This is a genomic window from Mesorhizobium terrae (genome assembly GCF_008727715.1).
Lineage (GTDB): Bacteria > Pseudomonadota > Alphaproteobacteria > Rhizobiales > Rhizobiaceae > Mesorhizobium > Mesorhizobium terrae.
In genome coordinates this window covers 3,009,860-3,036,104 of the sequence record NZ_CP044218.1, presented here as the reverse complement: position 1 = coordinate 3,036,104, position 26,245 = coordinate 3,009,860, and the positions used below count along the sequence as shown (strand labels likewise).

Here is a 26,245-nt window from a genome sequence, read left to right as displayed (position 1 = left end):
TATTCAACTGAGTGGATTTAGGTGATCGCGTGAAAGTCAGAAAAGCCGGTCTCGGCAAGAACAACGAGTTCACCAAACGCCTGAACCGCCAGACGGTGCTCGATCTTCTGCGCCGCGAGCCCGCGCAGAGCCGAGCCGATCTCGCTCGCCTGACCCGGTTGAGTCCGCAATCGCTGTCCAACATCATCGACGATCTCGAACGGGCCGGGCTCATCGAACGCACCGGCAAGGTCTATGGCGGCAAGGGTCAGCCGCCGACCAACTACCGCATCGCCGCCGAACGCGGCTACGGCATCGGCCTGCACATCGATCGCGACCTGGTGCGGGCGAGCCTTGTCGACTTCAACTTCGTCGAGTGTGTCGGTCTGCGCCGGCCGCTCGGCGCGCGCACGGTCGAAGGTGTCCATACCGCCCTTGCCGCCGTGATCGATGATCTTGTCGCTTCGGCTTCGGTCCCGGCCGATCGCGTCTGGGGCATCGGCATCGCTTCGCCGCGCCTGCGCGATGCCTTGACCCTCGACGCTCCCCATCTCGAAGGTTCGTTCTGGAGCGAACTCCACGGTTACGAAATCGACCGCCGCCTGGCCGAGCAGACGGGCATGGCCGTCATCATCGAGAACGACGCCAATGCCGGCGCACTGGCGGAACTGACCTTCGGGCAGGGCCGTGCGGTTCGCAACTTCTGTTATCTGCTGCTCGGGCACGGCCTCGGCGCCGGATTGGTGCATGACGGTGCGCTGTTTCGTGGCGGCTGGTCGAACGCCGGCGAGATCGGCCGCATCCTCATTCAGCATCATGGGGAGAGCGTCTATCTGGAGCGGATCGTGTCCGTGGAGCATCTTTTGGACATGATCGGCGCCAGCGGCAGCGCGCGCGACGCGGAAGATGGTTTTGCCAGCCTCATCAGAGCCCATCCCGACAGGGCGGAAGCCTGGCTGGCCGATGTGGCGCCGCATCTCAACTGGCTGGTCGGCACACTCGAGAACATGCTGGACCCGGAAACGATCATCCTCGGCAGCGATCTGCCCGAATGGCTGCTCGACCGGCTGCTGACACGGTTGGAACCCCTGCCGCATACGATCGCGCTGCGCGACGACCGCGCCGAGCCGCGCCTGCAGAAAGGCCTGCTCGACCGCAACATGATCGCGCTCGGCGCCGCGACGATGCCCCTGCTGGCAACCCTGGAAGCGCAGCCTTCGGCGAAATGGAACATCGCCGGTGAGATCGTCGACGTCTTCTACGGGCTGGATTGAGACCGGCCGCATGGGCCGTCAGCCCTTGATGGCACCGGCGGTCAGCCCGCTGACAATCCGCCGCTGGAAGATCAGCACCAGAACCAGCAACGGCAGCGTGACAATGATCGATGCCGCCATCACCGGCCCGAACGGGTATTCGTAGCGACTGTTGCCGGAGATCAGGCCGATCGCCACCGGCACGGTACGGTTCTCGTCGCTGAGGATGAAGGTGAGCGCGAACAGGAATTCGTTCCACGCCAGGATGAAGGCGAGCAGACCGGTGCTTGCCAGCGCCGGCCCCATCAGTGGCAAAAGGATCCTGGTCAGGATGCGCCAATGCGAACAACCGTCCATGATCGCCGCCTCCTCCAGCTCGCGCGGAAATTCGCGCATGAAGGAGGTCAGCACCCACACCGTGAACGGCACTGTGAAGATCAGATAGGCAAGGATCAGCGCGCCAACGCGATTGTAGAGGCCGAGCCAGCGCACCAGTTCGAACATGCCCGACATCACCGCGATCTGCGGGAAGATCGAGACCACCAGGATCGCCATCAGCATGGCCTGCCTGCCGCTGAAATTCAGCCGGCCGAGCGCATAGGCGGCGGCGACTGCGAGCGCCAGCGAGATCACGGTGGTCGAACCGGCGACGATCAGCGAATTGATGATTGAGCCGGTGAAGACGGGGTCGGCCAGCAGGGCCTTGTAGTGGGCCAGGTCAAAGCTCGGCACGAGGCTGGTCGAAAACAGTTCCGAGCCGGAGCGGAAGGACGAGACGATCGCCCAATAATAGGGGAACAGCGTGTAGGCGAGCACAAGCAGGCTGAGCATAACAAGGCCGGCCGAGCGTGCCCGTCTTTGCCAACGGTAGCGAGTGGAAGATCGGCGTCTCGCCGTCGCTGTTGTGCTGGCCATGGTCATTTCCCCGCCGCGCGGTCGAGCCGCATCGTCCCGATGATGAGGATCGCGACCAGCGCGATCACGAAGAACACCCAGGTGGAAGCAGCCGAACCCAGGCCTGTCTCCTGGAAGGAGATCAGCTGGTTGCGCGCATAGATCGAGATGGTCTGCGTGCGCTCGCCATTGCCGGCGAGGATGTAGGCAAGGTCGAACATGCGCATGGCATCCAGCGCGCGAAACAGCACCGCCACGCCGATCGCCGGCCTGAGCAGCGGCAGGGTGATCGACCAGAAGCGCTTCCACCACGGAACGCCATCCACAAGTGCGGCCTCGCGCACCTCCTCTGGGATCACCTGAAGCCCGGCCAGGATCAGCAGCACCATGAACGGCGTGGTGATCCACACATCGACGAAGATGATGACGCCCATGACCAGCGACGGCGTCGCCGTCCATGCAATGCCGTGGTCGATGAAACCGAGACCGATCAGCAAATTGTTGAGAATGCCGAACTGGTCGTGCAGCATCCATTCCCAGATCTTGGCCGACACGACGACCGGAATGGACCAGGGAATGAGGATGGCAGCGCGCAAGGCGCCTCTGCCCGGCAGCGCCTGGTTGAGCAGCAGCGCGATGCCCAGCCCGAGAAGGGTTTCGAGCGACACCGAAATGATCGTGAACACCACCGTGTTGGCAACCGCCCGCCACCACTGACCGTCCATCGCGATGTCGACGAAATTCTGCCAACCGATGAAATCGTAGACCGAGGGATCGTCGAGGGTCGCATTGGTGAAGGAAAAATACAGCGTGCGGGCGAGCGGCCAGAAGGCAACGAGGGTCAGCGCGACGAGAGCCGGCGTCAGGAACATCCACGCCGCGCGCGTTTCCTTGCGTTGCAATGCGTTTCCGCGACGCGTGCTCATGCCGCGGCCTGCCTGGCAAGAGAGGTGACCAGCCGCCGGCCGTCGCCGTCGAAAGCAAAAAGCGCATCGTCCGACCAGGTCAGCCCGACTTTTTCTCCACGCGCGAGCGCCAGATGGTTCGAGAGACGCACCGTCCAGACCAGATCTTCGGCGACGCGCACATAAGCGAGATGCTCGTGGCCGAGATCCTCGGCGCGCAGCAATTCACCCGAAATCCGCGCAGGTTGCCGCGCGCCCGCGATGGCCAATGCTTCCGGCCTGATGCCGACCGAAGCGGGAGAAGAGGCGCCTGCTCCGATCGCGAGGTCCAGCCCGCCCGCGCCGCTCAGCCGCCAGCCGTCATCCGCTTTTGCCGCCGTCACCGGCAGGAAGTTCATGCGCGGCGAGCCGATAAAACCGGCGACGAAACGGTTGGCCGGACGATGGTAGAGTTCCTGCGGCGTGCCAACCTGCTCGATGCGTCCCTCGTTCAGAACGACGATCCTGTCGGCCAGGGTCATCGCCTCGACCTGATCATGCGTCACATAGACCATGGTGGTCTTGAGGTCTTCGTGCAGCCGCGCGATCTCGACCCTCATTTCCGAGCGCAGGTCGGTGTCGAGATTGGATAGCGGTTCGTCGAACAGAAACACCTTCGGCTGGCGCACAAGGGCACGGCCGATGGCGACACGCTGGCGCTGGCCGCCGGAAAGCTCGCGCGGCAACCTGTCGAGCAGATGGCCGATCTTCAGCGTCGCGGCAACCTGTTCAACCTTGGTGCGGATCGCCTCCCGCCCGATGCCGCTGGTCTCCAGCGCGAAGCCGATGTTGCGGGCGATCGTCATGTGCGGATAGAGCGCGTAGGACTGGAAGACGATGGCGATGCCGCGCTTGGAGGCAGGCACTTCGGTCATGTCTTCGCCGTCGATGTCGATGTCGCCCGCCGACACGGGCACCAGCCCGGCAATCAGGCGCAGCAGCGTTGACTTGCCGCAGCCCGAGGGCCCGACGAACACGACGAATTCGCCATCCGCGATCTCAAGGTCGACATTGCGGATGATGTCGACCGAGCCGAAGCTCTTGGATACGGATTTCAGGCTAATGGTGGACATCGTTTCATTCCCCAGCTGAATTCTTGTCCGCGTGCAGCGCGGCGGCACCGATCACGCCGGCAGCAGACCCGAGCGCGCTCGCCAGAACGGGCAGCCCCCGGCAGGCTTCGGCCCAAACATAGGTCGGAACCTTCGACCGAAGCCTGTCGAAATAAGGCTGCGCCGTGCCGAGGCCGCCGCCGATGACGACGCCATGCGGGTCGATCATGTTGATCATCTGACCAAGATAGCTGGCCAGCGCCGTCGTCGCCTCGTCAAGCAATTGCGCGCCTTCCGAGCCAGCGCGGCCTTCGACGATATCGCGTGCCGTTGCCGTCCGTCCCGTGCGTGCCTTGTAGACACGCGCCATGCCGAGGCCGGAGGCGAAGGATTCCAGCACGAAGTCCGCACGCCGGCCGGAAACACCGTCGAACGCAACCAGTTCGCTTGAGGCGAAGTGGATGGCAAAGCCATTGGCGCCGCGCTGGACGATGCCGCCGACGCAGCTTGCAAAGCTGAGACCCGTTCCCGCCGAGACGAAGACGAAGCTGGGCAACGCCTTGCCGTGGCCGTAGTGCAGTTCGGCGAGCGTTGCGACACGTACGTCGCTGTCGACGGCAACGGGACCGTGGCCGGCAAAGGCTCTGGCGATGTCGCTTTGGCTCCAGTCCGCGATCCAGCTGCTGGCCGGAACACCGTCGAGGCCGACCAATTCCGGCAGGCCGATGCCAATGCCGGCCGAAGCGATGCCTTTCGCCTCGGCGCTGCGTTGCATGCGCTCCGCAATATCGGCCGCGACCGCAAGGATCGCATCGGCCCCCTGCCCGTGAGGCGTGGGCAGTTCGGCCTGGTCGACCAGAGTGCCAACGGTTAGATCGACCAGGCCGCCGGCGATCTTGGTGCCGCCTATGTCAATGCCAATGGCTGCGCGCATCAGTCTTGGGCCGCCGCCCTGTCAGCCAGGATCTCGCCGGCGCGGCAGGCAGCCACCACGCTCGCCGGCCAGTCGGGATCGTAGTCGGGCACCGACGTCAGCCGGTCAAAGGCCAGGCGTTTGCCATCGCCCCAGACGATCATCACCGCAGCCTTGGACAGCCTTGCAATCGTATCGATGCCGACGGTGACGCCAAAGCCCGGCACTTCGTCGAGCGACCGAAAGTCCGGAAAAGTCTTCATGTTGTCGCGGCGCGTTTCCTCAGCCAGCGGCACCACGCGCGTGCGGCTCCACCGTCCGCTGCCGCGAGGATTGAAGGCGACATGGCCGTCGCTCGCGCCCGATGCCAGGATGAACAGATCGATGCCGCCCGCCGCCTCGATCCGGGCATCGTAGGCCGCGGGATCTTTCGGGTCGGGGAACCAGATCTGTTCGGCCGGAATGCGAAAATTCTCCGGCAGAGCGGCGTTCAAGACGCCGACGATCTCTTCATAAGCAAAACGCCGGCAGGAGAAATGGCTGTCGACCGAAACATGGTCCAGGCCTGCCGACGTCTCCACCAGATAGTCGTCCATCATGACGATGGTGACGTGGCTGATGTCCTGCGGCGCGGCGGCAAGCATATGTCCCATCGCCTGATAGGCCGGGCGTGGCGAACGTCCGCCGGGACAGCCGAGGAGAAAATCTCGACCGGCCGAAGCCGCGTCCGCGATCATGCCAAGCAGCCGAGCGGCGAATGCGTCACCGAGCGTTTCGGCATTGTCGAAGACCTGTGGTTTGATCGCGCTCATGCCAGCAGCCCTTCCAGATAGATACGATTGCGGGCGGCAAGCGCCTCGGGTGTCTCAGCGGCATCCTCGCTCGGATCCTGTTCGACGATGCACGGGCCCGAGTAGCCCTTCTCCTTGAGCAGCGCGATCACCGCGGGGATGTCGACAACGCCGTCCGGCAGCGGGCACATCACGCCGGCTGCGAAGGACTCGTTCGGCCCCAACTCACCCGCCAGCACGCGCGCGCGGACCTTGGCGTCGACATTCTTCAGATGCATGAAGCCGATCCGGTCCCAGACCTTGCGCATATAAGCGATGGGGTCCTGATCCCAGAAGGCGTGGTGGCCGGTGTCGAAACACAAATCGACATCCGTTTCGTCAAGCAGGCGATCGATCTGCGCTTCCCGCTCCACGCAAGTGCCGACATGCGGATGGAAGGTCAGCTTGACACCATAGGTCTCGGCGACATGATGCTGGGCATCACGCACATGGGCGATCATGGTCTTCCAGCCTGTTTCATCGACGACGCCCGGCCTGTCGGCCGGATACCATTCGCTTTCGTCCATCAGGATCAGGTTGGGTGCATTCAGCTTGGCGAGTATAGGGCCGAGGCTGTCGAGTGCCGTCTTCAGCACGGGCCATGATCCCGGTTCGGCCAGGACATGCACATGGGCAGCACCGGCCAGCGTCAGGTCACGTGCGGCAAGCGCGTCGGCGAGTTGTCCAGTGTCGGTTGGCAGGAAGCCGAGCGGCCCCAGTTCCGTGACGCGATAGCCCGCGCGCGCCACCGCATCGAGGTAGCCCTCAGCGTTGATGCTGTTGCCAGTGGGATAAAAGACGCCCCAGGAACAGGGCGCATTGCCGATTTGCATGCTGATCTCTTGCTGTTTGAAAAGGATTGCCGGCGCGCAGGGAGGAGCGCGCCGGCCGTCACACGGTTCGTGTTACCACTTGCCGCGCTTCTTGATGGTCTCGAGATCGGCCGCCAGCGCCTTCAGCGCCGCTTCCGGCTGCTCCTCTCCGGCCAGAACGCCGTGCACGGCCTTGTAGAAGGCCTGCGAGACACGATTGTAGCCGGAGCCGGTCACCGCCGAGGGGCGTGCGACGCTGTCGGCGAAAGCCGTCTGCGCATCCTTGAGGAAAGGCAAAGCCTTCAGCACATCGGCATCGTCGTAGAGCGAGGCGATCGTCGGATTGTACGCTCCCTCGATGGCGCGGCGCTTCTGCTCGTCCTTACCGGCCATGAAGCTCAACAGGCTGACGGCGGCATCCTTGTGCTTGGTGTATTTGGAGATGCCGAGATGGGCGGTGCCCATGCAGCCGCTGGACTTGGCGCCATCCTTGCCGACCGGCAACGCGGCGACACCGACCTTGCCGACCAGCGGCTGATCCTTGCCCTGCGAGGTACCCCACACATAAGCCCAGTTGCGCAGGAAGACGGCATTTCCAGCCTCGAAGACGCTGCGCGAGGACTCTTCATCGTAGTTCAGCACGCCCTGCGGGCTGATCGTGTTGACCCAGCCATGCGCCTGCTTGAGCGCCGCGGCGGCACCAGCATTGTCGATGGTGATGTTGCCCTTGTCGTCGACGATGGTGCCGCCGTCGAAGCTGCTCACCCATTCGATGGCATCGCAGGTCAGGCCTTCATACGACTTGCCCTGCCAGGCGAAACCCCACATGTCCTTGTTGCCGGCGGCGCGCTCGCCATCCTGAACGGCCTTGGCCGTTTCCGTGAATTCCGCCCAGGTCTTCGGCACCGGCTTCTTGTATTTTTCCAGAAGGTCCCTGCGATAGAACATCAGGCCGGTGTCGGTGTACCAGGGCTGGGCCACGAACTTGCCGTTGACCGTGCCGGCGGCGACCGTCGACGGGAAATTGGCGGCGATGTCTTCCTTCGGCAGCACGGCGGAAAGATCGAGCAGATGGTTCTGCAGCAGGCCGATCCAGACGACGTCGAGCAGAAGCACGTCGGCATCCTGCGATTGGGCGGAGAGAAGCTGCTGGTAAAGCGGCAGCGCCTCGTCCCACGCGGCTGGCATCTTGTTGATCTTGACCTCGTTGCCGGTTTTCTTGGCCCAGGCCTCGGCACCGTTCTTGCAGAGTTCATATTCGGCACCCGAAGACGAGCAGAACAGCGACACCGTCTCGGCCCATGACGGCGCGGCGGCAAACAGCGAAACCGCCAATGCGGCGGCACCCCAGACATGCTTCATGAAATCCTCCTCCCAACCCTAAACTGACCGCCGTCCTCACACGGCGGCCGCCAAGGTAAATCCAGTGAGTGGATTTATCAAGCCATAAATCCACTCACTGGATTTATGGCACAGGATGATCGAACCGCGTCCGAAATCGGTCTTGAATGCACGACGTTGCACGGCCGATCCCTGACGCCAGATATCGTGCAGCGGTCCGCGTTGGGCGATTTCAGCGATGGGGGAGATGTCGAGCGGAGATGGCTGGCGACGGGTCCCGCCCGCCGCCAGCCGAAAGCTCAGATGACGAAGAACCAGTTGGCGGCGAGCACCACGGCGGCACCGGCGATCAGGGTGAGATAGGGCAAGATGCCGGCCTTCCTCACCTTCAGGTCTTCTTGGGCGATGCCGAGGTCGTCGAGCATATGTTCGGGGAACCTGCCGCCGTCCTGCACATAGTGGCGGAAGCAGAATACCGGAATGATGAGCGCGGCCGCGATGAAGCCGGCCCACAGCGCCCAGGGATTCCACACCTTGGCGCCGGCGCCCATGAACATGGCGTTGACATAGGAAAGAACGGCCCCGACCGCGATCAGGATCGTCGGTGCTTTCCACGGCCGCTTGATGTGGCCGTTGTCGATGCGATGAATCCAGCCCGCATTGAGGTTGAGGAAGTTGAAGATGATGTAGCCGCAGTTCGACACGGCCAGCACGAAGAAGAAGCTGGTGGCATCGGCCGCCGCAACCGCGAGCAGGAAAACGTTGAAGGTCAGGTCGGTCCACATCGCGCGTGTCGGTGCGCCATGCTCGTTGGCGTGATTGAGGTAGCGGGGCAGCCAGCCATCGACCGAACCCTGATAGAGGGTGCGCGACGACCCGGCCATTGCCGTCATGATCGACAGCATCAGGGCGAGGATCATCAGCATCACCATGATCGAGGTGATGAAGCCCGAACCGCCAACCATCCTGGCCATGGCGTCGGCGACGCCGGAGCCATCGACAATCGGCGTGGCCAGCATGCCGTTGAGCCCGAGCACACCCTGGAAGGTGAACGGCACCAGCGTGTAGAGCGCCAGGCAAAGAAGGCCCGAATAGAAGATCGCCCGCACCGTGTCGCGGCCCGGATTCTTGAATTCGCTAGTGTAGCAGATCGCGGTTTCGAAAGCGTAGGCCGACCAAGCGGCAATGAACATGCCGCCGAGCACGAGGGTCCATCCCGCGACGTTCCAGGCGCCAGGCGCCGGGGCGTAGGCAGCAGCCAGCGGCACGAGCGGCGAATAGTTCGCCCAGTTGATCTGGCCGGTGATGATCGGCACGACGCCGACGATCAGCATCGGAATGATGACCAGCAGCCCGATGTATTTCTGCACGCTGGCCGTGCCGAGAATGCCGCGATGCTGGATGGCGAAGGTGATCAGCATCAGGACGACGCCGATGAAGAAGATGGCGTTCAGCGAAAAGCTCACCGGCCCCAGCGTGCCATGGAACAGCGACCAGTTGCGGATGGCCGGCGTCGCCGCGCCTGTCAGCACCGTGATGGCGTCGGCCGCCGTCTTGCCGACATTGGCCGGATCGGCGAGCCAGGTTGCAACCTGCGGAGAGGTTTCCGTGAAGGCGGGGATCGGCGCCAGGGCATTCAAGATGTAGGCGGCGGCAATCGAGCAGCCGAGCGACAGCACGGGTGTCCAGGCCAGCCAGTTGCACCACACCGACAGCGGCGCGATGAACTTCGAATAGCGCAGCCAGGCGGTGGCTCCATAGACAGACGCGCCGCCCGATTTCGACGGAAACAGGCCGGCGATCTCGGCATAGGTGAAAGACTGGATCAGGCCGAGGATGATGGAGGCCGTCCAGATCAGATAGGCGGGTGTGCCGACCGTTCCGGCGATACCGCCGATGGAAAACAGCACCAGCGCCGGCACGCCGCTGGCCACCCAGAATGCCCCGCGCCAGTCGATGGAACGATGGAGCTGACCATCTCCGGCATGGGCTGCAATGTCAGTTGTCGTCGTCATGGCTCGGCTTCCCCTGCGGCTCCGTGGAGCACTTCCCCTGGTTGTTATGGAGAACCCCGCGCGACCATCGAGGCCGCGCGGGATCAGTGGTCAGTCCTCGGTCAGAGCACGAAGTACCAGTTGGCGATCAGCACCACGATCAGACCTGCGATCAGCGTCACGTAAGGCAATGCGCCCGCCTTGCGCTCGCGCAGGCTGCTTTCGCTCATGCCGAGATCGTCCAGCATGTGATCGGGGAACTTGCCGCCGTCCTGAACGTAGTGGCGGAAGCAGAACACCGGTAGGATCAGCGCCGCCGTGAACAGCCCCGCCCAGAGCGCCATCGGGTTCCATACCTTGGCACCGGCGCCCATGAACACGGCGTTGACGAAGGCGAACACCGCACCCGCCGTGATCAGCCAGGTCGGCGCCCGCCACGGCCGCTTGATGTGGCCATTGTCGATGCGGTGGATCCAGCCGGCATTGAGGTTGAGGAAGTTGAAGATGATGTAGCCGCAATTGGCGACGGCCAGGATGAAGAAGAAGCTGGTGGCGTCGGCGGCGGCGATCGCCAGCAGGAGCAGATTGAAGACGAGGTCGGTCCACATCGCCCGCGTCGGCGCGCCGTGATCGTTGACGTGGCTGAGGTATTTCGGCAGCCAGCCGTCGACCGAACCCTGATAAAGCGTGCGCGAGGAGCCGGCCATGGCCGTCATGATCGCCAGCAGCAGCGCCAGGATCATCAGCATGATCAGCAGCGTTTTGACGATGCCGCCCCCACCGACCATCGTGGCGAGCGCATCGGCGACGCCTGAGCCGTCGACGATCGGCGTGGCCAGCATGCCGTTGAGGCCCAACACACCCTGGAAGGTGAACGGAACCAGGATGTAGAGCAGCACGCACAGAAGGCCTGAATAGAAGATGGCCTTGAACGTGTCCGTCTCCGGGTTCTTGAATTCGCGCGTGTAGCAGACGGCCGTCTCGAACCCATAGGTCGACCAGGCCGCGATGAACATGGCGCCAAGCACCAGGGTCCAGCCGGCTATGTTCCAGGCACCGGGCGCCGGGGCGTAGGCGGCGGCAAGCGGAACGAACGGCGAGTAGTTCGCCCAGTTGATCTGGCCGGTCAGGATCGGCACAATGCCGACGATCAGCAGCGGCACGATGACGAGAAGACCGACGACCTTCTGCACGTTTGCGGTGCTGAGGATGCCACGATGCTGCACGGCGAAGGTAATCAGCATCAGCACCGCGCCGATCCAGAACGTCGCGTTGAGCGAGAACGAGACCGGACCGAGCGCATGGGTGTAGAGCGTCCAGCTGCGGATCGCAGGTGTGGCTGCGGCGGTCACCGCCGTCACCGCATCTGCGGCGCTCGTGCCGGCATGCGCGGCAAGATAGGCCACCACTTCCGGTGAGGTTTCGGTGAAGCCCGGGATCGGCGCCAGCGCGTTGAGGATATAGGCGGCGGCGATTGAACAGCCGAGCGACAGCACCGGCGACCAGGCGAACCAGTTGCACCACACCGACAGCGGCGCGATGAACTTCGAATAACGCAACCACGCGGTTGCCCCATAAACCGACGCGCCGCCCGATTTATTCGGGAACAGGCCGGCGATTTCGGCATAGGTGAATGACTGGATGAAGCCCATCAGGATGGACAGCGTCCAGACCGCGAAGGCGATGTTGCCGCCGACGCCGGCGATGCCGCCGATCGAAAACAGAACCAGCGGCGGCACGCCGCTGGCGACCCAGAATGCGCCGCGCCAATCGATGGTTCGACGCAGGTTCCCGCTGGCTTCCGCCACGTAGGTATCTTCCATGGCACTCATGGCTAGGTTTCCCATTGTTGACTGTCCCGTCACGGACGTCCCGACATTGCGGGTTATGCGTAGCGGGTTTCCGCTTAGTCTTATTTGTTTCCCACAAGTGAAGATCATCGGAATCCCTATCGCCGTCAAGCGATTTTAGCGAACCCGGCAAAATGTTAGTTTTTAGGCCCCGGATTGCGACTTTGGCGTCAAAATCTCGCTCTTTCGCCCAATCTCCGCACTACCCGAACGGGCGAGGATTCTACCCGTCCAGGCGTTTTCAACGCCGGCGAATGGCTTATGCTTGCAAAGCACTATTATGAAAAAAACATTCATGATAGGAATTTATCGCCAGTGTTTGTTGAGGAGGCAACGGACATTCTCGGATCAGCGCAAATCCGCACGTCCTGGAAAGACGTGCCCATCGTAGCGGTGGAGGATGGCAAGCCCCTCGTCTCTCGCAACGACGTGCGCGAGTTGCTGTTTGAGCTGCTCGTTTCGGTCGTCAGGGCCCGTGAACCGGAGATCGCCGAAGTTTTGCTGGGTCGCGCGTCGCTCGATACGCTGCCCGGGGAACTCCGCATCCCGGCACTGCAGGCGACAGGCATCTGGTTTCAGCTGATCGCCATTTCCAACGAACTTCAGGCGATGCGCACCCGCCGCGAAACCGAACAGTCGGGAAATCCCGACGACGTGGTGGGCTCTTTTTCCAATGTCGTCGGCGAGATCGCTGCCGAGGGCTATTCCGCCGAAGCCGTGCAGGAGGCTCTGGACGGTCTGTGCGTCGGCCCGACCATGACCGCGCACCCGACCGAAGCCAAGCGGGTCACGGTCCTTCAAATCCATCGCCGCATCTATCGCAAACTGACGGAGATCGGGCAGCAGCGCTGGGCGCCGCGCGAGCACGATCTGCTCGTCTGCGATCTCAAGAGCGAGATCGAACTCTTGTGGATGACCGGCGAACTCAGGCTCGAGCGCCCGTCCGTCGAGCGGGAGATCGCCTGGGGCCTGCATTTCTTCCGGGAGGTTCTGTTCGAGACCACACCGCAGCTCTACGACCTCGTCGAGGGCGCCTTGAAGCGGCACTTCCCGGACTACGCGCTTGCCGTTCCGTCCTTCATGCGCTTTGCGTCCTGGATCGGCGGCGACCGCGATGGAAACCCGAACGTCACCGCGCAAACGACCGCCTATGCGCTGGCCGAAAACCGCAATGCGGCGATCAGGTGGTATCTTGGCCAGGTCCGCCGGTTGACGACCATGCTGAGCGTCAGCGCCAATGTCGTCGACATACCGGACGATTTCGCTCCCGCCCTGGCGGGCATTCTGCATGCAAGCGGATGCGCCGAGGCGATCGCCCAACGCAATGTCGACGAGCCGCTGCGCCAATTCACCGCCGCCATGCTGCGGCGTTTGGAGGCGATGCTGGGCAAGGGCAACGGCGTTCCCTACCCCAATGCAGAGGCCTTCCGGACCGATCTGGAATGCCTTTCCGATACGCTTTTGAAAATCGGTGGCAAGGTGATGGCACAGCGCCTTGTCCGGCCGCTGCTGCAACAAATCGAGAGTTTCGGCTTCCGCACCGTTGCTCTGGACATCCGGCAGAATTCGACGGTGGTGAACCGGACCCTTGCCGAACTGTTCACCGTCATCGACCCAAAAGCCGAACCGGTCACCGCGGTTTCGCCGCGCTGGTCCGGGCGCATCCGCGACGCCATCCGCAGAGGTGAGCGCCTCGACCCTAGCCTCGACCGCACCCGCCTGTCGGAAGAAACACGCGAGTTGCTCGCTTTGTTCGACGTGATCCGCGAGGCCTCCACCGACAAGAGCGGCGCGGTCGGCGCGTTCATCCTGTCGATGACGCAATCGGTCGACGACATCCTCGCCGTCTATCTGCTTGCGCAGTTCTGCGGTCTGGCTACGGCCCCGGATGGCAGCGGCACAATCAACCTGCGGATCGTGCCGCTGTTCGAGACGATCGCCGACCTGCGCGCGGCACCCGCGATCATCGACCAGCTTCTTGGGATTTCCGTCGTTCGCCGCTCGATCCGCGACTTCGGCAATCGCCAGGAAATCATGCTGGGCTATTCCGACTCCAACAAGGATGGCGGTTTCCTGGCGGCCAACTGGGAACTGAGCAAGGCGCAGAAGCAGCTCACGAAGCTCGGCAAGAAGAACAAGATCCGCATCTCCTTCTTCCACGGGCGCGGCGGCTCGGTCAGTCGTGGTGGCGCGCCGACCGGCAGGGCAATCGCCGCGCAACCGGCGGGCACGATCGACGGTTCCATGCGCGTCACGGAACAGGGCGAGGTCGTTTCCTCCAAATTCGCCAACCGGGGCACCGGCCTGCACCAGCTCGAAATTCTCGCCGCCAGCGTTTTCGCGCACAGCGTCAAATCGCCCAACGAGGCCGAGCTGAAGGACGTTCCGGAATTCGAGGAGGCTCTGGAGGCGCTCACCGGCATGTCGCTGGCTTCTTATGTCAGCCTCATCAACGAGCCCGGCTTCATCGACTATTTCAACCAGGCGAGCCCGGTCGAGGAATTGTCGCTGCTCAAGATCGGCTCGCGGCCGGCACGCCGTTTCGGCGCCCGCGACATCAGCGATCTGCGCGCCATTCCCTGGGTCTTCGCCTGGAGCCAGAACCGCCATCTTTTGACGGGCTGGTATGGCATCGGCAGCGCGATCAATTCCTTCATCGCCGTTCGTGGCGAGGCCGGCCGCGACCTGCTTCGCCAGATGTTCGAACGCTCCCGCTTCTTTCGCCTGATCATCGATGAGGTCGACAAGACGCTCTACCAGGCCGACCTCGAAGTAGGCCGGCTCTATTCCGGGCTCGTCGTCGAGCGCGAGACCGGCAGGCGCATCTTCGGAAAGATCGAAGCCGAATACGAACTCACCAGCCGTATGGTTCGCGAGATCGTCGGCAATACCGACTTTTCGACACGCTTCCCCGCTTTCAAGCGCAATTTCGACCGTTTGCGGCCGGAAATGGACAGCATCCACGCGCTCCAGGTGAAACTGTTGCGAGAAGTGCGCGATCAGGCCGCAAACGCTTCGGCGTCGCGGCGCCCGATCAACGCACTTCTGCTCTCGATCAATTGCATATCCTCCGGCCTCGGCTGGACAGGGTAGAGACGGGACAGGCGCCCAGCGCCGGAAAGGATTGGACGCATGAACATCCCCCAGCGACCGGGCCTCGGCAATCTCGGCCAGTTCTTTCGCGCTAGCGTCGCCACAACCGACCCGGCCGTCAGTGCAGCCATGGCGCGCGAACTGGGCAGGCAGCGCGACGAAATCGAGCTGATCGCTTCCGAGAACATCGTCTCGAAGGCGGTGCTAGAGGCCCAGGGTTCGGTTCTGACCAACAAATACGCCGAGGGCTATCCGGGTCGTCGTTATTATGGCGGTTGCCAATATGTCGACGAGGTCGAGGAACTGGCGCGCGAGCGGGCCCGGCAACTGTTCGGCTGCGCTTTCGCCAATGTGCAACCGCATTCCGGCAGCCAGGCCAACCAGTCGGTGTTCATGGCGCTGATGCAGCCGGGCGATACCTTCATGGGATTGAACCTCGCCGCCGGTGGTCACCTGACCCACGGCTCGCCTGTCAATCAGTCCGGCAAGTGGTTCAAGGTCGTTTCTTATGGCGTGCGTCCGCAGGACCAGCGCATCGACCTCGACGAGGTGCGCGACCTTGCCCGCCAGCATCGGCCGAAGGTGCTTCTGGCCGGTGGCTCGGCCTATCCGCGCTTCATCGACTTCAAGGCATTCCGCGAGATCGCCGACGAGGTCGGCGCCAAGCTGTTCGTCGACATGGCGCATTTCGCCGGTCTGGTCGCCGGCGGCGTCCACCCGAACCCGCTCGACCACGCGCATGTCGTGACCACCACCACCCACAAAACCTTGCGCGGCCCGCGCGGCGGCATGGTGCTCACCAACGACGAGGAGATCTCCAAGAAGGTCAATTCGGCGGTGTTCCCCGGCCTGCAGGGCGGACCGCTGATGCATGTCATCGCCGCCAAGGCGGTGGCCTTTGGCGAGGCGCTGGCACCGGAGTTCAAGACCTACGCCGCCAATGTCGTCGACAATGCCAAGGCGCTTGCGCAAACCCTGGCATCGGGTGGTGTCGATATCGTGTCGGGCGGTACCGATACGCATCTGATGCTGGTGGACCTGAGACGCAAGAACCTGACCGGCAAGGCCGTGGAAGCGGCACTCGGGCGCGCGCATATCACCTGCAATAAAAACGGCATTCCGTTCGACCCGCAGGGACCCGCCGTGACTTCCGGCGTCCGGCTGGGCACGCCGGCCTGCACCACGCGCGGTTTCCGTGCGGATGAATTCCGGCAGGTTGGACAACTGACCATGCGGGTGATCGACGGACTGGCCGCCAATGGCGAGGACGCCAACGGCAAAATCGAAGCGGAAGTGCGCGAGGAAGTTGAAGCCCTGGTGCGGCGATTCCCGATCTACGACTAATTTAGGTCGCGCTGGAGCCCACGTGAAGCCGATGACCGCTGTATGGAAAGTTCAGCATCCGGGTTGGGAGACCGATGTCACGCCCATGACGGAAGAGAAGAAGTTCAGGGTCCTGATCGCGGAACGCAACCCGCTCGTCGTTGCGGCGCTGGGCGACATGATCCGGCGTGATGACCGCTTCGATCTCGTCGGCGCCGTGCAGGGTGGCGAGGCGTTTCTCGCAGCGGTCTCTGGTGGAGAACCAGGTTTCGACCTCGCCGTTCTCGGCTGGAAACTATCGGACATGGACGGCAGCGGCGTTCTGGCGGAACTGCAAAAACGCAACCTGCACGCCCGCGTCGTCATCTTTTCCAATGACCACGACATCGCCATCCTCAAGCAATGCGTGCGCCTTGGCGTGCAAGGCTTCTGCTACCAGTTCGACGACCCGGCAATCCTGTTCGATACGCTGATCGCGGTCGCCCATGGCCGCATCTGCATCCCCTATGTTGACGTCTCGCGCATCAACGACACGCCATTGTCGCGGCTGACCCCACGGGAACGCGAACTGCTGGCTGTTCTGGCCGACGGCTGGACCAATTTGCAGATCGCCACGCGCACCGGAATTTCGGAAAACACGGTGAAATATCACCTGAAGAACCTTTACGACAAGCTGGATGTCCGCAATCGCGCCATGGCTGTCGCATTGTTCGCCAGCGAAAGGAATCGCGGCACCCATATCGGCTCGTAGCAGCCCCGGCGCCGCTTCACGCCCCCTCCGACTGAACTGTAAGCGCCACCCTTCGCAGTGCAATGGCGAAGTGGTGCGTCGCAACATGCGCTTTTCCTTGACAGTTTGTCGCAGTTTCTCAATATTCCCCTTGGGCAAATAGTTTTCTGCAAAATCAACAACAATGCCCCGCAGTCGCGCAGCCTCATGGAGGGGAAGATGGATGCGACATCAAGCCAGCATGCTGGTTCAACCACCTTTGACGAACGTATAGACAAGATGCATGGCCGCGACCGCATGGGTGCGGTCGCCTTTGTGGCGGCAACGTGGATCGCGATGCTGTTCACGCTGTTTACCGTCTGGCCATACATCACCGTGCCGGGGATCCGGGCGATCCTGGCGATAGCCGCAGCCCTTGTTCTTGCTCTGAACACCGCGGCCATCATCGCCATGCTGCGCCACTATGGCGACGACAAGCATTTCATCTACGGGCTCGACCTGAAGCATCTCGACGAGATGCGCAAGCGACGCGGCTGAGGAGAAAACGATGGCTTACAAACCTCCGAAACAGAGCCTGACTGGACAGGTTTTCGACGTCTTCATCCTTCTCCTGCTCACCGTCGGCGCACTCTATATCCCGCTCTATCTGGGCCTTGCGGGTGCTGCGAAGACGCCGCAGCCGATCGCCAACCCGACCTGGGAGGCGCTTGGCCAGAACGCCACCGAACAACAGCAATGGGCGGCGCTCGGCATTACCGACCCTGCAGCCGCCAGCGACATCGTCACCGCCCGCTTCGACTATTCCTTCAGCTGGGTGGCGCTGGCCGTCATGGCCGTTCTCGTCATCGGCTATTTCGTGATGGTCGTGCGGTTGTCGGACAGGGAATACCGCGAAGTCATCGAAGAACGCTTCGGCCCGAAACGATAGGAGCGCGCGATGGATACCTGGAACATTCTCGAATACGCCGCCTGGGCGCTGTCCGCACTGTTCGGCGCCTTGATGCTCATCGACCTGATCAGGGTCGATACCACCTATGACAACGATCTGCTGACCTCTTCGCGCGAAGGCGAGATCGAGGCCACGGCCGAACGTCACACGATCTGAGGGAAACGGCGATGGCAAACGTGACTTCAACCGCCGCGCCGGAGCGGCTCCAACTGCTGCGCGTGCTGGGTCCGGCCCATGTCTGGGCCCTGGGCGTCGGCATCGTTCTGGTCGGCGAATATATGGGCTGGAACTTCTCGGTCGGCAAAGGCGGCATGATCGCCGGCCTTGTCGCCTGCTGGGTGGCCGGCCTGCTTTATACCTGCGTGGCGATGATCGATTCCGAAGTAACCTCGACGGTCGCGGCCGCCGGTGGCCAGTACGCCCAGGCCAAGCATATCGTCGGGCCGTTGATGGCCTTCAATGTCGGTCTTTTCCTGGTCATGGCCTACACCATGCTGGAAGCCGCCAACGCCATCACCGTCGGCTTCCTGCTCGACACCGTGGCCGGCATGCAGGGTCATTCCGGCCTCAACCAGAAGCCCTTCATCATCCTCGCCGTGATGTTCCTGGCATGGCTGAATTATCGCGGCGTGCTGGCAACGCTGACATTCAACCTCGTCATCACCGCGATCGCCTTCGTGTCGATCATCGTGCTGTTCCTTTCGGTGCAGTTCGGCGCCTCGGCCGTCCCGCTGGATTTCTCGGCGATCACCAGCGATCCCCTGCCCTATGGCTGGGTCGGCATCGTCGCGGCCCTGCATTTCGGCCTCTGGTATTATCTCGGCATCGAGGGCACCTGCCAGGCGGCCGAGGAAGTGCGTTCGCCGGCGCGCTCGCTGCCCTACGGCACAATGGCCGGCATCATGACGCTGCTGATCGCGGCGACCCTGACCTGGTATGTCTGTTCTGGCTTGATCCCGTGGGAATATCTCGGCCAGTCCGGCACGCCGCTGTTCGATGCGGCGCGCGTCACCGGCTCGACCGGGCTGATGCTGCTCCTTTTCGTGGGCACAACCTTCGCCACGCTGGCCTCGGCCAATGGCTGCATCAACGATGCGTCCCGCGCCTGGTTCTCGATGGGACGCGACCGCTATCTGCCAAGCTGGTTCGGCGCCGTGCACCCCACCTACCGCACGCCGTACCGGTCGATCGTCTTCCTGGTCCCGATCGCGCTCATCTTCGCGCTCGGCGCCCCGCTCGATCAGGTGGTGACGTTCTCGATCCTGTCCGGCCTGCTGGGCTACACCTTCATGACCTTCAATATGGTGATGTTCCGCAAGAAGTGGCCGCTGGACACCATCAAGCGTGGCTATGTGCACCCGTTCCACCCAATACCGGCGCTGCTTCTGCTGGTGCTTTGCGCCACCGCCTATGTCGCGGTCTTCCTCGGTTACGGCACGCAGCTCATCGCCATGATGTGCTTCTACATCATCGCTTCGCTGTGGTTCCATTTCTGGCGCTATCGCTTCGTCAGGCGCGGTGATCAGTTCACCATGCCGTGGCCGCGGCCGAGCGGGTATTGAACCCATGACGCCGCGCGATCAGCTCAACCTTGCCGCGCGGCGTCGGATTAGAACATGATGGACAACCTCGCCCTTGTCCTGCTGGCAATAGCCGCTATCGCCGTGTTCATGGCGGTCGCGCAACGCGACCGCCTGAGACTCAACCGGCAGCGCAGCCGCCTTCTCGATGCCGCGGCTGGCCTCTTCGACAACAGCCGGCTTCGCGCCGCCCCTGACGGTTTTCCGATCCTCGACGGCAGCCTTTCCGACGGGCGACGGATCCGCATCGAATTGATTGCCGACACACTGGTCTGCCGGCGGCTGCCGCAACTCTGGCTGAAGCTGACGCTGGCCGAACACGAGCCTGTCGCCCGGCCATCGATCGGCGCGCTGTCGCGACCGACCGGCGCCGAATTCTATTCCATGGTGCATGATTTGCCCGAATGGCTGGCACCGCCCCAGACCGAGGCTTCCATTCTGCTGCGCGGCGACGGGACCGCCACGCCCACCGAGATCAAACAGGCTTCGTCGATCTTCCAGGCCCTGTTCCGCAACCCCACGGTCAAGGAAGCCGTCATCACGCCGCGCGGCGTGCGCCTGATCCGCCAGGTCGCCGAGGGTGATCGTGGCGCGCATCTCGTGCTGCGGCAGGTCCGTTTCCCGATCGAGCAGGTACCGGCCGATCTGATCCGCACGGCCATTGCGGAAGCCCAATTGCTGTCGGAGACGCTGGCAGGTGACCGCACCGGAACCATGCAAGCCAGTGCGTTGGCGCCCATCGAGGCATGAGAATGAAAAAAACGATCAACCCTTATCTCGTCCTGGCGCTGGCAATCGTCTTGCCGGGCGCCGGCCACGTCGCCATCCGCGAAGCACCGCGCGGATTGGTCTTCGCCTTCTTCGTGCTGTTCTTTTCCGTGCTCACCTACGTGACGACGACACCAGACCAATCCTTCATCGGTCGTCATGCCGGCGGGCTGTTCGTCTGGGCGCTGTCGATCCCGGATGCCTACCGCCGGGCGCGCATGAAATATACGACAGCCAATCGGATAGCCGGGGCATCCGGCAGTCGATAGAGCCGACCAAATTATCCATCAAAAAAGCCCGCCGCGCTGCGCGACAGGCTTTTTCCAATCTGGGGTGCTTATCCAAGCGGGTTCGGGTTTCGACCGACTGCCTTCACTCAGCAGCAACGGACGAAGCGGTGCGCAGATACGATTCGAGTGAATCGTCGAGAGCATCCTTCCACGGCGTGTGATGCGCCGGCGCCATCGTGCCGGTGATGACCGAACGGTAGGAATGGTTGCGGAACTCCATGATGCCCTTCTTCTTGTGTTCCTTCCACTCGAAGAAGGCCTCGTTGGCGCCGTCCACATCGAAGCTCGGATAGTCGGTTTCGGCGATCAGTTCCTTGACGTAGTCGCCCTGATATTCGATCGCGTCGTGAGCATCCTTGCCGGCATCCTCGCGCACTACCCGGTCCGCGACGTCGGCGATCATCTCCTGCTTGCCGGACGGCAACTCGATGCGGCCGAGGATCACGTCACGTGTCCACCAGGCCTGCGCGTCGAACATGTTGAAGGTGAACCACTGGTCCTGCATGCCGAGATAAAACAGCGCCGGATTGTGGACATAAGCGACCCCCTTGTAGAGATCGGCGGTCGCCAGCCGGTTGGCGGTCCTCAGGCGCAGATCGTCGGGCAGGAACGGGAAGTGGTGCTTGTAGCCGGTGCACAGGATGATCGCGTCGACGCGTTTCGTCGACCCGTCCTTGAAGGTGACCGTATTGATGTCGACCTTTTCCAGCAGCGGCTTCTCCTCCCAGTTGTCTGGCCAGTTGAAGCCCATCGGCGCGGTGCGGTAGCAGTTGGTGACCGACTTGGCGCCGTATTTCCAGCACTGCGAGCCGATATCCTCGGCCGAATAGCTGGTGCCGACGATCAGGATGTCCTTGCCGGTGAATTCGCGGGCGTCGCGGAAGTCGTGGGCATGAAGGATGCGGCCGTTGAAGCGGTCGAAGCCGGGGAATTCAGGCACGTTCGGGGTCGAGAAATGGCCCGAGGCGACGATGACGTTGTCGAATTCCTCGGAGTAGCAATGATCTTTCGGCAGATCCTGCACGGTGACGGTGAACTTCCTGGTCTGTTCGTTCCAGGTGACCATGCGCACGACCGTCTCGAAGCGGATCCATTTGCGAACGCCGGCCTTCTTCACCCGGCCCTCGATATAGTCGAAGAGCACGGCGCGCGGCGGATAGGAGGCAATCTGCTTGCCGAAATGCTCCTCGAAGGAATAGTCGGCGAACTCCAGGCCCTCCTTGGGACCGTTCGACCAGAGGTAGCGGTACATCGAACCATGGACCGGTTCGCCATACTGGTCGAGACCGGTGCGCCAGGTGTAGTTCCACAGGCCGCCCCAATTGGCTTGCTTCTCGAAGCAGACAATTTCGGGAATGTCGGCGCCTTTCTCCGCGGCGGATTGAAATGCCCTCAGCTGTGCGAGGCCCGACGGGCCAGCTCCAATCACGGCGACGCGCGCTTTCATACGGAAATACCTCCCAGTTGATTTCCATAGCGAAAAAAATTTCACTGTGATGATAATAACGGCATTTTGCCGCTGTCAATAAGCTTTGCGTCCAAACTGTCATCAAGCCTTGCGGAACCTGGCTTCGGTGCCCGAAACTGGACGAAAGAACGAGGATCTGAATCCGCCGCCCCGCCTGCAATGCCGAAACGAACGCTTGCGCGGCAGGGTGAATTGAGTATTCTCTACATTGAAATTATTTTACACACGGGCAAATTCGTGTGAGGTGGTCATGCAGCAGACAGCCTATCCCACCGTGGTCGCCGGCCCCCCTCGGCCGAGCCTCATTCTGCGACCGGGCCTGCTATTGCCGGGCACCGAGCGCTATCATGTGCCCGGTGGTGGCGCCATCGTCATCGACATCGAAGCCGGCGACAGGATCACCGTCCGCAATTCCGAAGGTGGCCAGGCCAGCGAGTTGCTAGCTTTCGACCAATCGGGCCGCAGCGACCCTGGTATCATTGGAGCCAAGACGAACAGCAACGCCGCCGGCCTCAAGGCGCTGCTGCTTGGTGGCGACGACAGCCTGCGCGCCCTGCGCGTAGGGCTGGAACGCCGGAAGCTGCAACTGGCCAAGGCCGACGCCTTGCGCATCTTCTCCGGCACCACGCCAGCCGGAACCGAGGAGAACTTCACGGCAACGCGCTCCGGCTCGCTTGTCGTGGCGGCGCCCGGAGGCCCGATGGCGGTGGACGGCCACGACACCGCGACGCCGCTGGTGGTGATGGTGCGCCGCGCGGCACTTCGCGCCAGGGGTAAATCGGACCTGCCCGATCCCCTCGCCGACCCGGTGCTCGATCTCAGGGTGAAGTCGCGCACTGCGGAATCCTATTTCGTCAAGGCGGGCGACTACATCCAGATCATCGATGTAGACGGCCGCCAATGCACCGACTTCCAGTGCTTTTCGGCGCGCAAGCTGGACAAGGGCCGCGACCTTGCGCTCGACGTCACCGCCACCCGGTCCTTGATGGGCCACGCCTATCCGATGCCTGGCCTGCATTCGAAATATTACGACCAGGATTTCGAGCCGCTGGTCGAGGTCGTGCAGGACACCTGCGGTCGCCACGACGCCTTCGCGCTTGCCTGCTATGCCAAATACTACGACGACATCGGCTATCCGGGCCACATCAACTGCTCGGAGAACTTCAATGGCGCGCTGACCCCGCACGGTGTCACCGCTCGCGGCGGCTGGATGGCGGTCAACTTCTTCTTCAACACCGGCATCGATGCGCATGGCGTCATGTTCTCGGACGAGCCGTGGTCGCGGCCCGGCGACTATGTGCTGCTGCGGGCTCTCACCGACATCGTCTGCGTGTCGTCGGCCTGCCCGGACGACACCACGCCGGCCAATGGCTGGAACCTCACCGACATCCACGTCCGGACCTATTCCGGACAGCACAAATTCTCCCGTGCGATCGCCAGAAGAATGACCCCGGACGCAGAGCCAAAGATGACCCGCGAAACCGCCTTCCATTCCAGCTTCGCCAAACACACCCGCAACTTCATCGAATATAAGGGCTATTGGCTCGCCAACGCCTTCGCCAAGGAAGGGCCGCTGCAGGAATATTGGGCCTGCCGCGAAAAGGCGGTGGTGATGGACCTTTCGGCTCTGCGCAAATTCGAAGTCACCGGCCCGGATGCCGAAGCGCTGCTGCAATACACGCTTACCCGTGACGTCAAGAAACTCGGCATCGGCCAGGTCGTCTACACGGCCATGTGTTACGAGCACGGCGGCATGATCGACGACGGCACCTTGCTGAGGCTCGGCAAGGATAATTTCCGCTGGATCGGCGGCGATGAGTACTCAGGCCAGTGGCTGCGCGAGAAAGCCGAGGAGCTTGGCCTGAAGGTGCTGGTACGGTCCTCGACCGACCAGATGCACAACATCGCCGTCCAGGGCCCGAAAAGCCGCGATATCCTGAAGGAGATTATCTGGACACCGCCGCACCAGCCGGCGCTCGCCGAGGTCGACTGGTTCCGTTTCACCATCGGCCGCATCGGCGATGCGCAAGGCGTGCCGATCGTCGTCTCGCGCACGGGTTATACCGGCGAGCTCGGTTATGAAATCTGGTGCCATCCGCGCGACGCTGAAAAGGTCTTCGACGCGGTCTGGGAGGCAGGCAAGCCGCACGGTCTTGTGCCGATGGGCATGGCGGGCCTCGACATGGTGCGCATCGAGGCGGGCCTGATCTTCGCCGGCTACGAGTTTTCCGACCAGACCGACCCGTTCGAGGCCGGCATCGGTTTCACCGTGCCGCTCAAGTCCAAGACCGACGACTTCATCGGCCGCGAGGCACTGATCAGACGCAAGGATAATCCGACCCACAAGCTCGTCGGCCTGGAAATCGACGGCAATGTCGATGTCGGCCATGGCGACTGCGTCCATATCGGCCGCGCCCAGATCGGCGTGGTCACCTCATCCATGCGCTCGCCGATCCTTGGCAAGAACATTGCGCTGGCAAGGCTCGACGTCACCCATGCCGAGGTTGGTACTGAAGTCGAGGTCGGCAAGCTCGACGGTCATCAAAAGCGCCTCCCTGCCCGTGTCGTTCCCTTTGCTCACTACGACCCGCAGAAAACCAGGCCGCGTTCTTGAGCCGTCTTACGGGCGGGTCGCTTGTCTCCCTGAGCGATCCGCCCCTTTTTCTTCTGGCGCCTCTTCGCACCGGCAGCGACAGAATTGGCCACATCGCCACCGGCACCGCTTTGAGCGCGCGAATGTGGACGAAAGGCTGACAATTTCGCGCGATTCACGCCTTGCCTGATATTTCCTTGTGTGCAAATATCTTTCCCAAGATGCAAAGGCGAGACTGTGCCGTCGACGCGTCGCGAAAGCTCACTCGAGACGATGAGGCAGCCGTGTCGAAAGTTTTGCATGATCTTCACCAGGGCCATGCCCCGATCACCCTTCATCAGGCCTTTCACGATGCCCTCGACGCACTCGAAACCGAGAGTGGGTCGAACGAGCCTTCCGTTTTCGTCGAAGGCTGCGCGGTTCCGGTAACCGCCGTCTTCGGCGCCATGCTGGAATGCACTGACCTGATACCGTTTCGCATCCGCGAATCCATCAATGCCCTGCTGGCCGCGGCGCATGAGAGCAACCTCGTCGACAGCGGCGACATCTATGCACGCGGCGCCCGGCTGATGTTGTCCCATTGCCGCAAGGCGTTCGGACCTGTCCCTTCGCCCGCCGGTCTCGACACCGCCTGTACGCGAACCTCCCCTTCCCGGCTTTCGTCGCATTGAGCGGGATCACTCCGACAGCAAGGACCGTCTCATGAACAAGATCATCGACGGCAAGGCCGTCGCCGAGGCGCTGGTAGCCGAGATCAGGGATGCCACCGAGCAATTGGTGGCACGGACCGGCACCCAGCCCGGCATCGCGGTTGTCATCGTCGGCGAGGATCCCGCCAGTCAGGTCTATGTTTCGTCCAAGGGCAAGAAGGCGAAGGAATGCGGTTTCCATTCCATCCAGCACACCTTGCCCGGGGACACGTCCGAGGACGAGCTCGTCGGGCTGATCGAACGCCTCAATGCCGACAACGCCATCCACGGCATCCTCGTGCAATTGCCGTTGCCGAAGCAGATCGATGCCGGCCGCATCATCCAGACCATCTCGCCGGACAAGGATGTCGACGGCTTCCACTTCGTCAATGTCGGCAAGCTCGGCGCCGGCGAACTCGACACCGCCTTCGTGCCCTGCACGCCCGCGGGCTCCATGTTGCTCATCGAGCGCACGCTGGGGCCCGATCTGTCCGGCCTCAACGCGGTCGTCGTTGGCCGTTCCAACATCGTCGGCAAGCCGATGGCCAATCTGTTGCTGGCCGCCAACGCCACCGTCACCGTCGCCCATTCGAGGACGAAAAACCTGCCCGAGCTCTGCCGCACCGCCGACATCCTCGTCGCCGCCGTCGGCCGACCGGAGATGATCAAAGGCGACTGGGTCAAGCCCGGCGCCGTCGTCATCGATGTCGGCATCAACCGGCTGCCTCCTGGCGACAACGGCAAGGCACGGCTGGTCGGCGACGTCGCCTATGACGAGGCGTTGCCCGCCGCCGGCGCGATCACACCTGTCCCCGGGGGCGTCGGCCCGATGACGATCGCGCTTCTGATGTCGAACACGCTGGCATCCGCCACGCGCGCCACCGGGCAACAAAGCTGAAG

At 62.8% G+C, this 26,245-nt stretch carries 23 protein-coding genes; 13 read left to right on the top strand and 10 right to left on the bottom strand.

The features are described from left to right. Window positions 1–29: 29 nt before the first annotated feature. The gene (locus tag FZF13_RS15960) at window positions 30–1,253 is read left to right on the top strand and encodes an ROK family transcriptional regulator (protein ID WP_024925692.1); all 1,224 of its coding nucleotides are present in this window, start codon (window positions 30–32) and stop codon (window positions 1,251–1,253) included. A gap of 18 nt (window positions 1,254–1,271) precedes the next feature. On the opposite strand, the gene FZF13_RS15955 is transcribed toward FZF13_RS15960, so the two are convergent. The 9 genes from FZF13_RS15955 to FZF13_RS15915 form a co-directional block, all read right to left on the bottom strand. Beyond that, the gene (locus tag FZF13_RS15955; protein WP_024925693.1) at window positions 1,272–2,147 is read right to left on the bottom strand and encodes a carbohydrate ABC transporter permease; all 876 of its coding nucleotides are present in this window, start codon (window positions 2,145–2,147) and stop codon (window positions 1,272–1,274) included. Between the two features lie 2 nt (window positions 2,148–2,149). Continuing rightward, on the bottom strand, window positions 2,150–3,052 hold the full coding sequence (locus FZF13_RS15950; RefSeq protein WP_024925694.1) for a carbohydrate ABC transporter permease: 903 nt from the start codon (window positions 3,050–3,052) through the stop codon (window positions 2,150–2,152). Beyond that, a complete protein-coding gene (locus tag FZF13_RS15945; RefSeq protein WP_024925695.1) occupies window positions 3,049–4,143 on the bottom strand; it encodes an ABC transporter ATP-binding protein in 1,095 nt (364 codons plus the stop codon). The genes FZF13_RS15950 and FZF13_RS15945 overlap by 4 nt, the downstream gene beginning before the upstream one ends. 4 nt (window positions 4,144–4,147) lie before the next feature. Beyond that, entirely contained in the window at window positions 4,148–5,056 is a 909-nt protein-coding gene (locus tag FZF13_RS15940) for an ROK family protein (protein WP_024925696.1), read from the bottom strand. Then, window positions 5,056–5,847, bottom strand: coding sequence for a 6-phosphogluconolactonase (locus FZF13_RS15935; RefSeq protein ID WP_024925697.1), 792 nt, complete (start codon window positions 5,845–5,847; stop codon window positions 5,056–5,058). The genes FZF13_RS15940 and FZF13_RS15935 overlap by 1 nt, the downstream gene beginning before the upstream one ends. Next, a complete protein-coding gene (locus FZF13_RS15930; RefSeq protein WP_024925698.1) occupies window positions 5,844–6,698 on the bottom strand; it encodes a sugar phosphate isomerase/epimerase family protein in 855 nt (284 codons plus the stop codon). Before FZF13_RS15930 ends, FZF13_RS15935 begins: the two co-directional genes overlap by 4 nt. Before the next feature lie 72 nt (window positions 6,699–6,770). Then, window positions 6,771–8,039: an ABC transporter substrate-binding protein gene (locus FZF13_RS15925; protein ID WP_024925699.1), complete on the bottom strand. Its 1,269-nt coding sequence runs from the start codon at window positions 8,037–8,039 to the stop codon at window positions 6,771–6,773. A gap of 278 nt (window positions 8,040–8,317) precedes the next feature. Continuing rightward, the gene (locus tag FZF13_RS15920) at window positions 8,318–10,033 is read right to left on the bottom strand and encodes a trimethylamine N-oxide permease (protein WP_024925700.1); all 1,716 of its coding nucleotides are present in this window, start codon (window positions 10,031–10,033) and stop codon (window positions 8,318–8,320) included. Window positions 10,034–10,134: 101 nt separating this feature from the next. Continuing rightward, window positions 10,135–11,844 (bottom strand): trimethylamine N-oxide permease, encoded by a 1,710-nt coding sequence (locus FZF13_RS15915; protein ID WP_024925701.1) that lies wholly within the window; start codon window positions 11,842–11,844, stop codon window positions 10,135–10,137. A gap of 333 nt (window positions 11,845–12,177) precedes the next feature. On the opposite strand from FZF13_RS15915, the gene FZF13_RS15910 reads away from it, so the two are divergent. From FZF13_RS15910 to FZF13_RS15870, 9 genes are all read left to right on the top strand, one after another. Continuing rightward, on the top strand, window positions 12,178–14,955 hold the full coding sequence (locus FZF13_RS15910; RefSeq protein WP_245317408.1) for a phosphoenolpyruvate carboxylase: 2,778 nt from the start codon (window positions 12,178–12,180) through the stop codon (window positions 14,953–14,955). Between the two features lie 39 nt (window positions 14,956–14,994). Continuing rightward, window positions 14,995–16,299: a serine hydroxymethyltransferase gene (glyA, locus tag FZF13_RS15905; protein ID WP_024925703.1), complete on the top strand. Its 1,305-nt coding sequence runs from the start codon at window positions 14,995–14,997 to the stop codon at window positions 16,297–16,299. An 85-nt stretch (window positions 16,300–16,384) separates the two neighbouring features. Next, complete coding sequence (locus tag FZF13_RS15900) at window positions 16,385–17,029, top strand: LuxR C-terminal-related transcriptional regulator (RefSeq protein ID WP_024925704.1); 645 nt, start codon at window positions 16,385–16,387, stop codon at window positions 17,027–17,029. Between the two features lie 198 nt (window positions 17,030–17,227). Then, a complete protein-coding gene (locus tag FZF13_RS15895; RefSeq protein WP_024925705.1) occupies window positions 17,228–17,545 on the top strand; it encodes a hypothetical protein in 318 nt (105 codons plus the stop codon). Between the two features lie 10 nt (window positions 17,546–17,555). Next, on the top strand, window positions 17,556–17,936 hold the full coding sequence (locus FZF13_RS15890; protein ID WP_024925706.1) for a hypothetical protein: 381 nt from the start codon (window positions 17,556–17,558) through the stop codon (window positions 17,934–17,936). A gap of 9 nt (window positions 17,937–17,945) precedes the next feature. Then, on the top strand, window positions 17,946–18,113 hold the full coding sequence (locus tag FZF13_RS15885) for a hypothetical protein (protein ID WP_024925707.1): 168 nt from the start codon (window positions 17,946–17,948) through the stop codon (window positions 18,111–18,113). Between the two features lie 11 nt (window positions 18,114–18,124). After that, window positions 18,125–19,519, top strand: a complete 1,395-nt coding sequence (locus FZF13_RS15880; protein ID WP_024925708.1) for an APC family permease — start codon at window positions 18,125–18,127, stop codon at window positions 19,517–19,519. 54 nt (window positions 19,520–19,573) lie between these two features. Beyond that, window positions 19,574–20,287 carry a hypothetical protein gene (locus FZF13_RS15875; RefSeq protein WP_024925709.1) on the top strand — a complete coding sequence of 238 codons (714 nt, stop codon included), beginning with the start codon at window positions 19,574–19,576 and terminating at the stop codon, window positions 20,285–20,287. 2 nt (window positions 20,288–20,289) lie between these two features. Beyond that, window positions 20,290–20,574 (top strand): hypothetical protein, encoded by a 285-nt coding sequence (locus FZF13_RS15870; protein ID WP_024925710.1) that lies wholly within the window; start codon window positions 20,290–20,292, stop codon window positions 20,572–20,574. Between the two features lie 103 nt (window positions 20,575–20,677). On the opposite strand, the gene FZF13_RS15865 is transcribed toward FZF13_RS15870, so the two are convergent. Further along, entirely contained in the window at window positions 20,678–22,042 is a 1,365-nt protein-coding gene (locus FZF13_RS15865) for an NAD(P)-binding domain-containing protein (protein WP_024925711.1), read from the bottom strand. A gap of 271 nt (window positions 22,043–22,313) precedes the next feature. Here FZF13_RS15865 and FZF13_RS15860 point away from each other — a divergent pair, with 271 nt between their 5' ends. The 3 genes from FZF13_RS15860 to folD all read left to right on the top strand — a co-directional run bounded on the left by FZF13_RS15860 (window position 22,314) and on the right by folD (window position 26,243). Beyond that, window positions 22,314–24,677, top strand: coding sequence for a trimethylamine N-oxide demethylase (locus tag FZF13_RS15860; RefSeq protein ID WP_024925712.1), 2,364 nt, complete (start codon window positions 22,314–22,316; stop codon window positions 24,675–24,677). A gap of 263 nt (window positions 24,678–24,940) precedes the next feature. Then, a complete protein-coding gene (locus tag FZF13_RS15855) occupies window positions 24,941–25,327 on the top strand; it encodes a BRA0787 family protein (RefSeq protein WP_024925713.1) in 387 nt (128 codons plus the stop codon). Between the two features lie 31 nt (window positions 25,328–25,358). Then, a complete protein-coding gene (gene folD, locus FZF13_RS15850; RefSeq protein WP_024925714.1) occupies window positions 25,359–26,243 on the top strand; it encodes a bifunctional methylenetetrahydrofolate dehydrogenase/methenyltetrahydrofolate cyclohydrolase FolD in 885 nt (294 codons plus the stop codon). The last annotated feature ends 2 nt before the right edge of the window (window positions 26,244–26,245 follow it).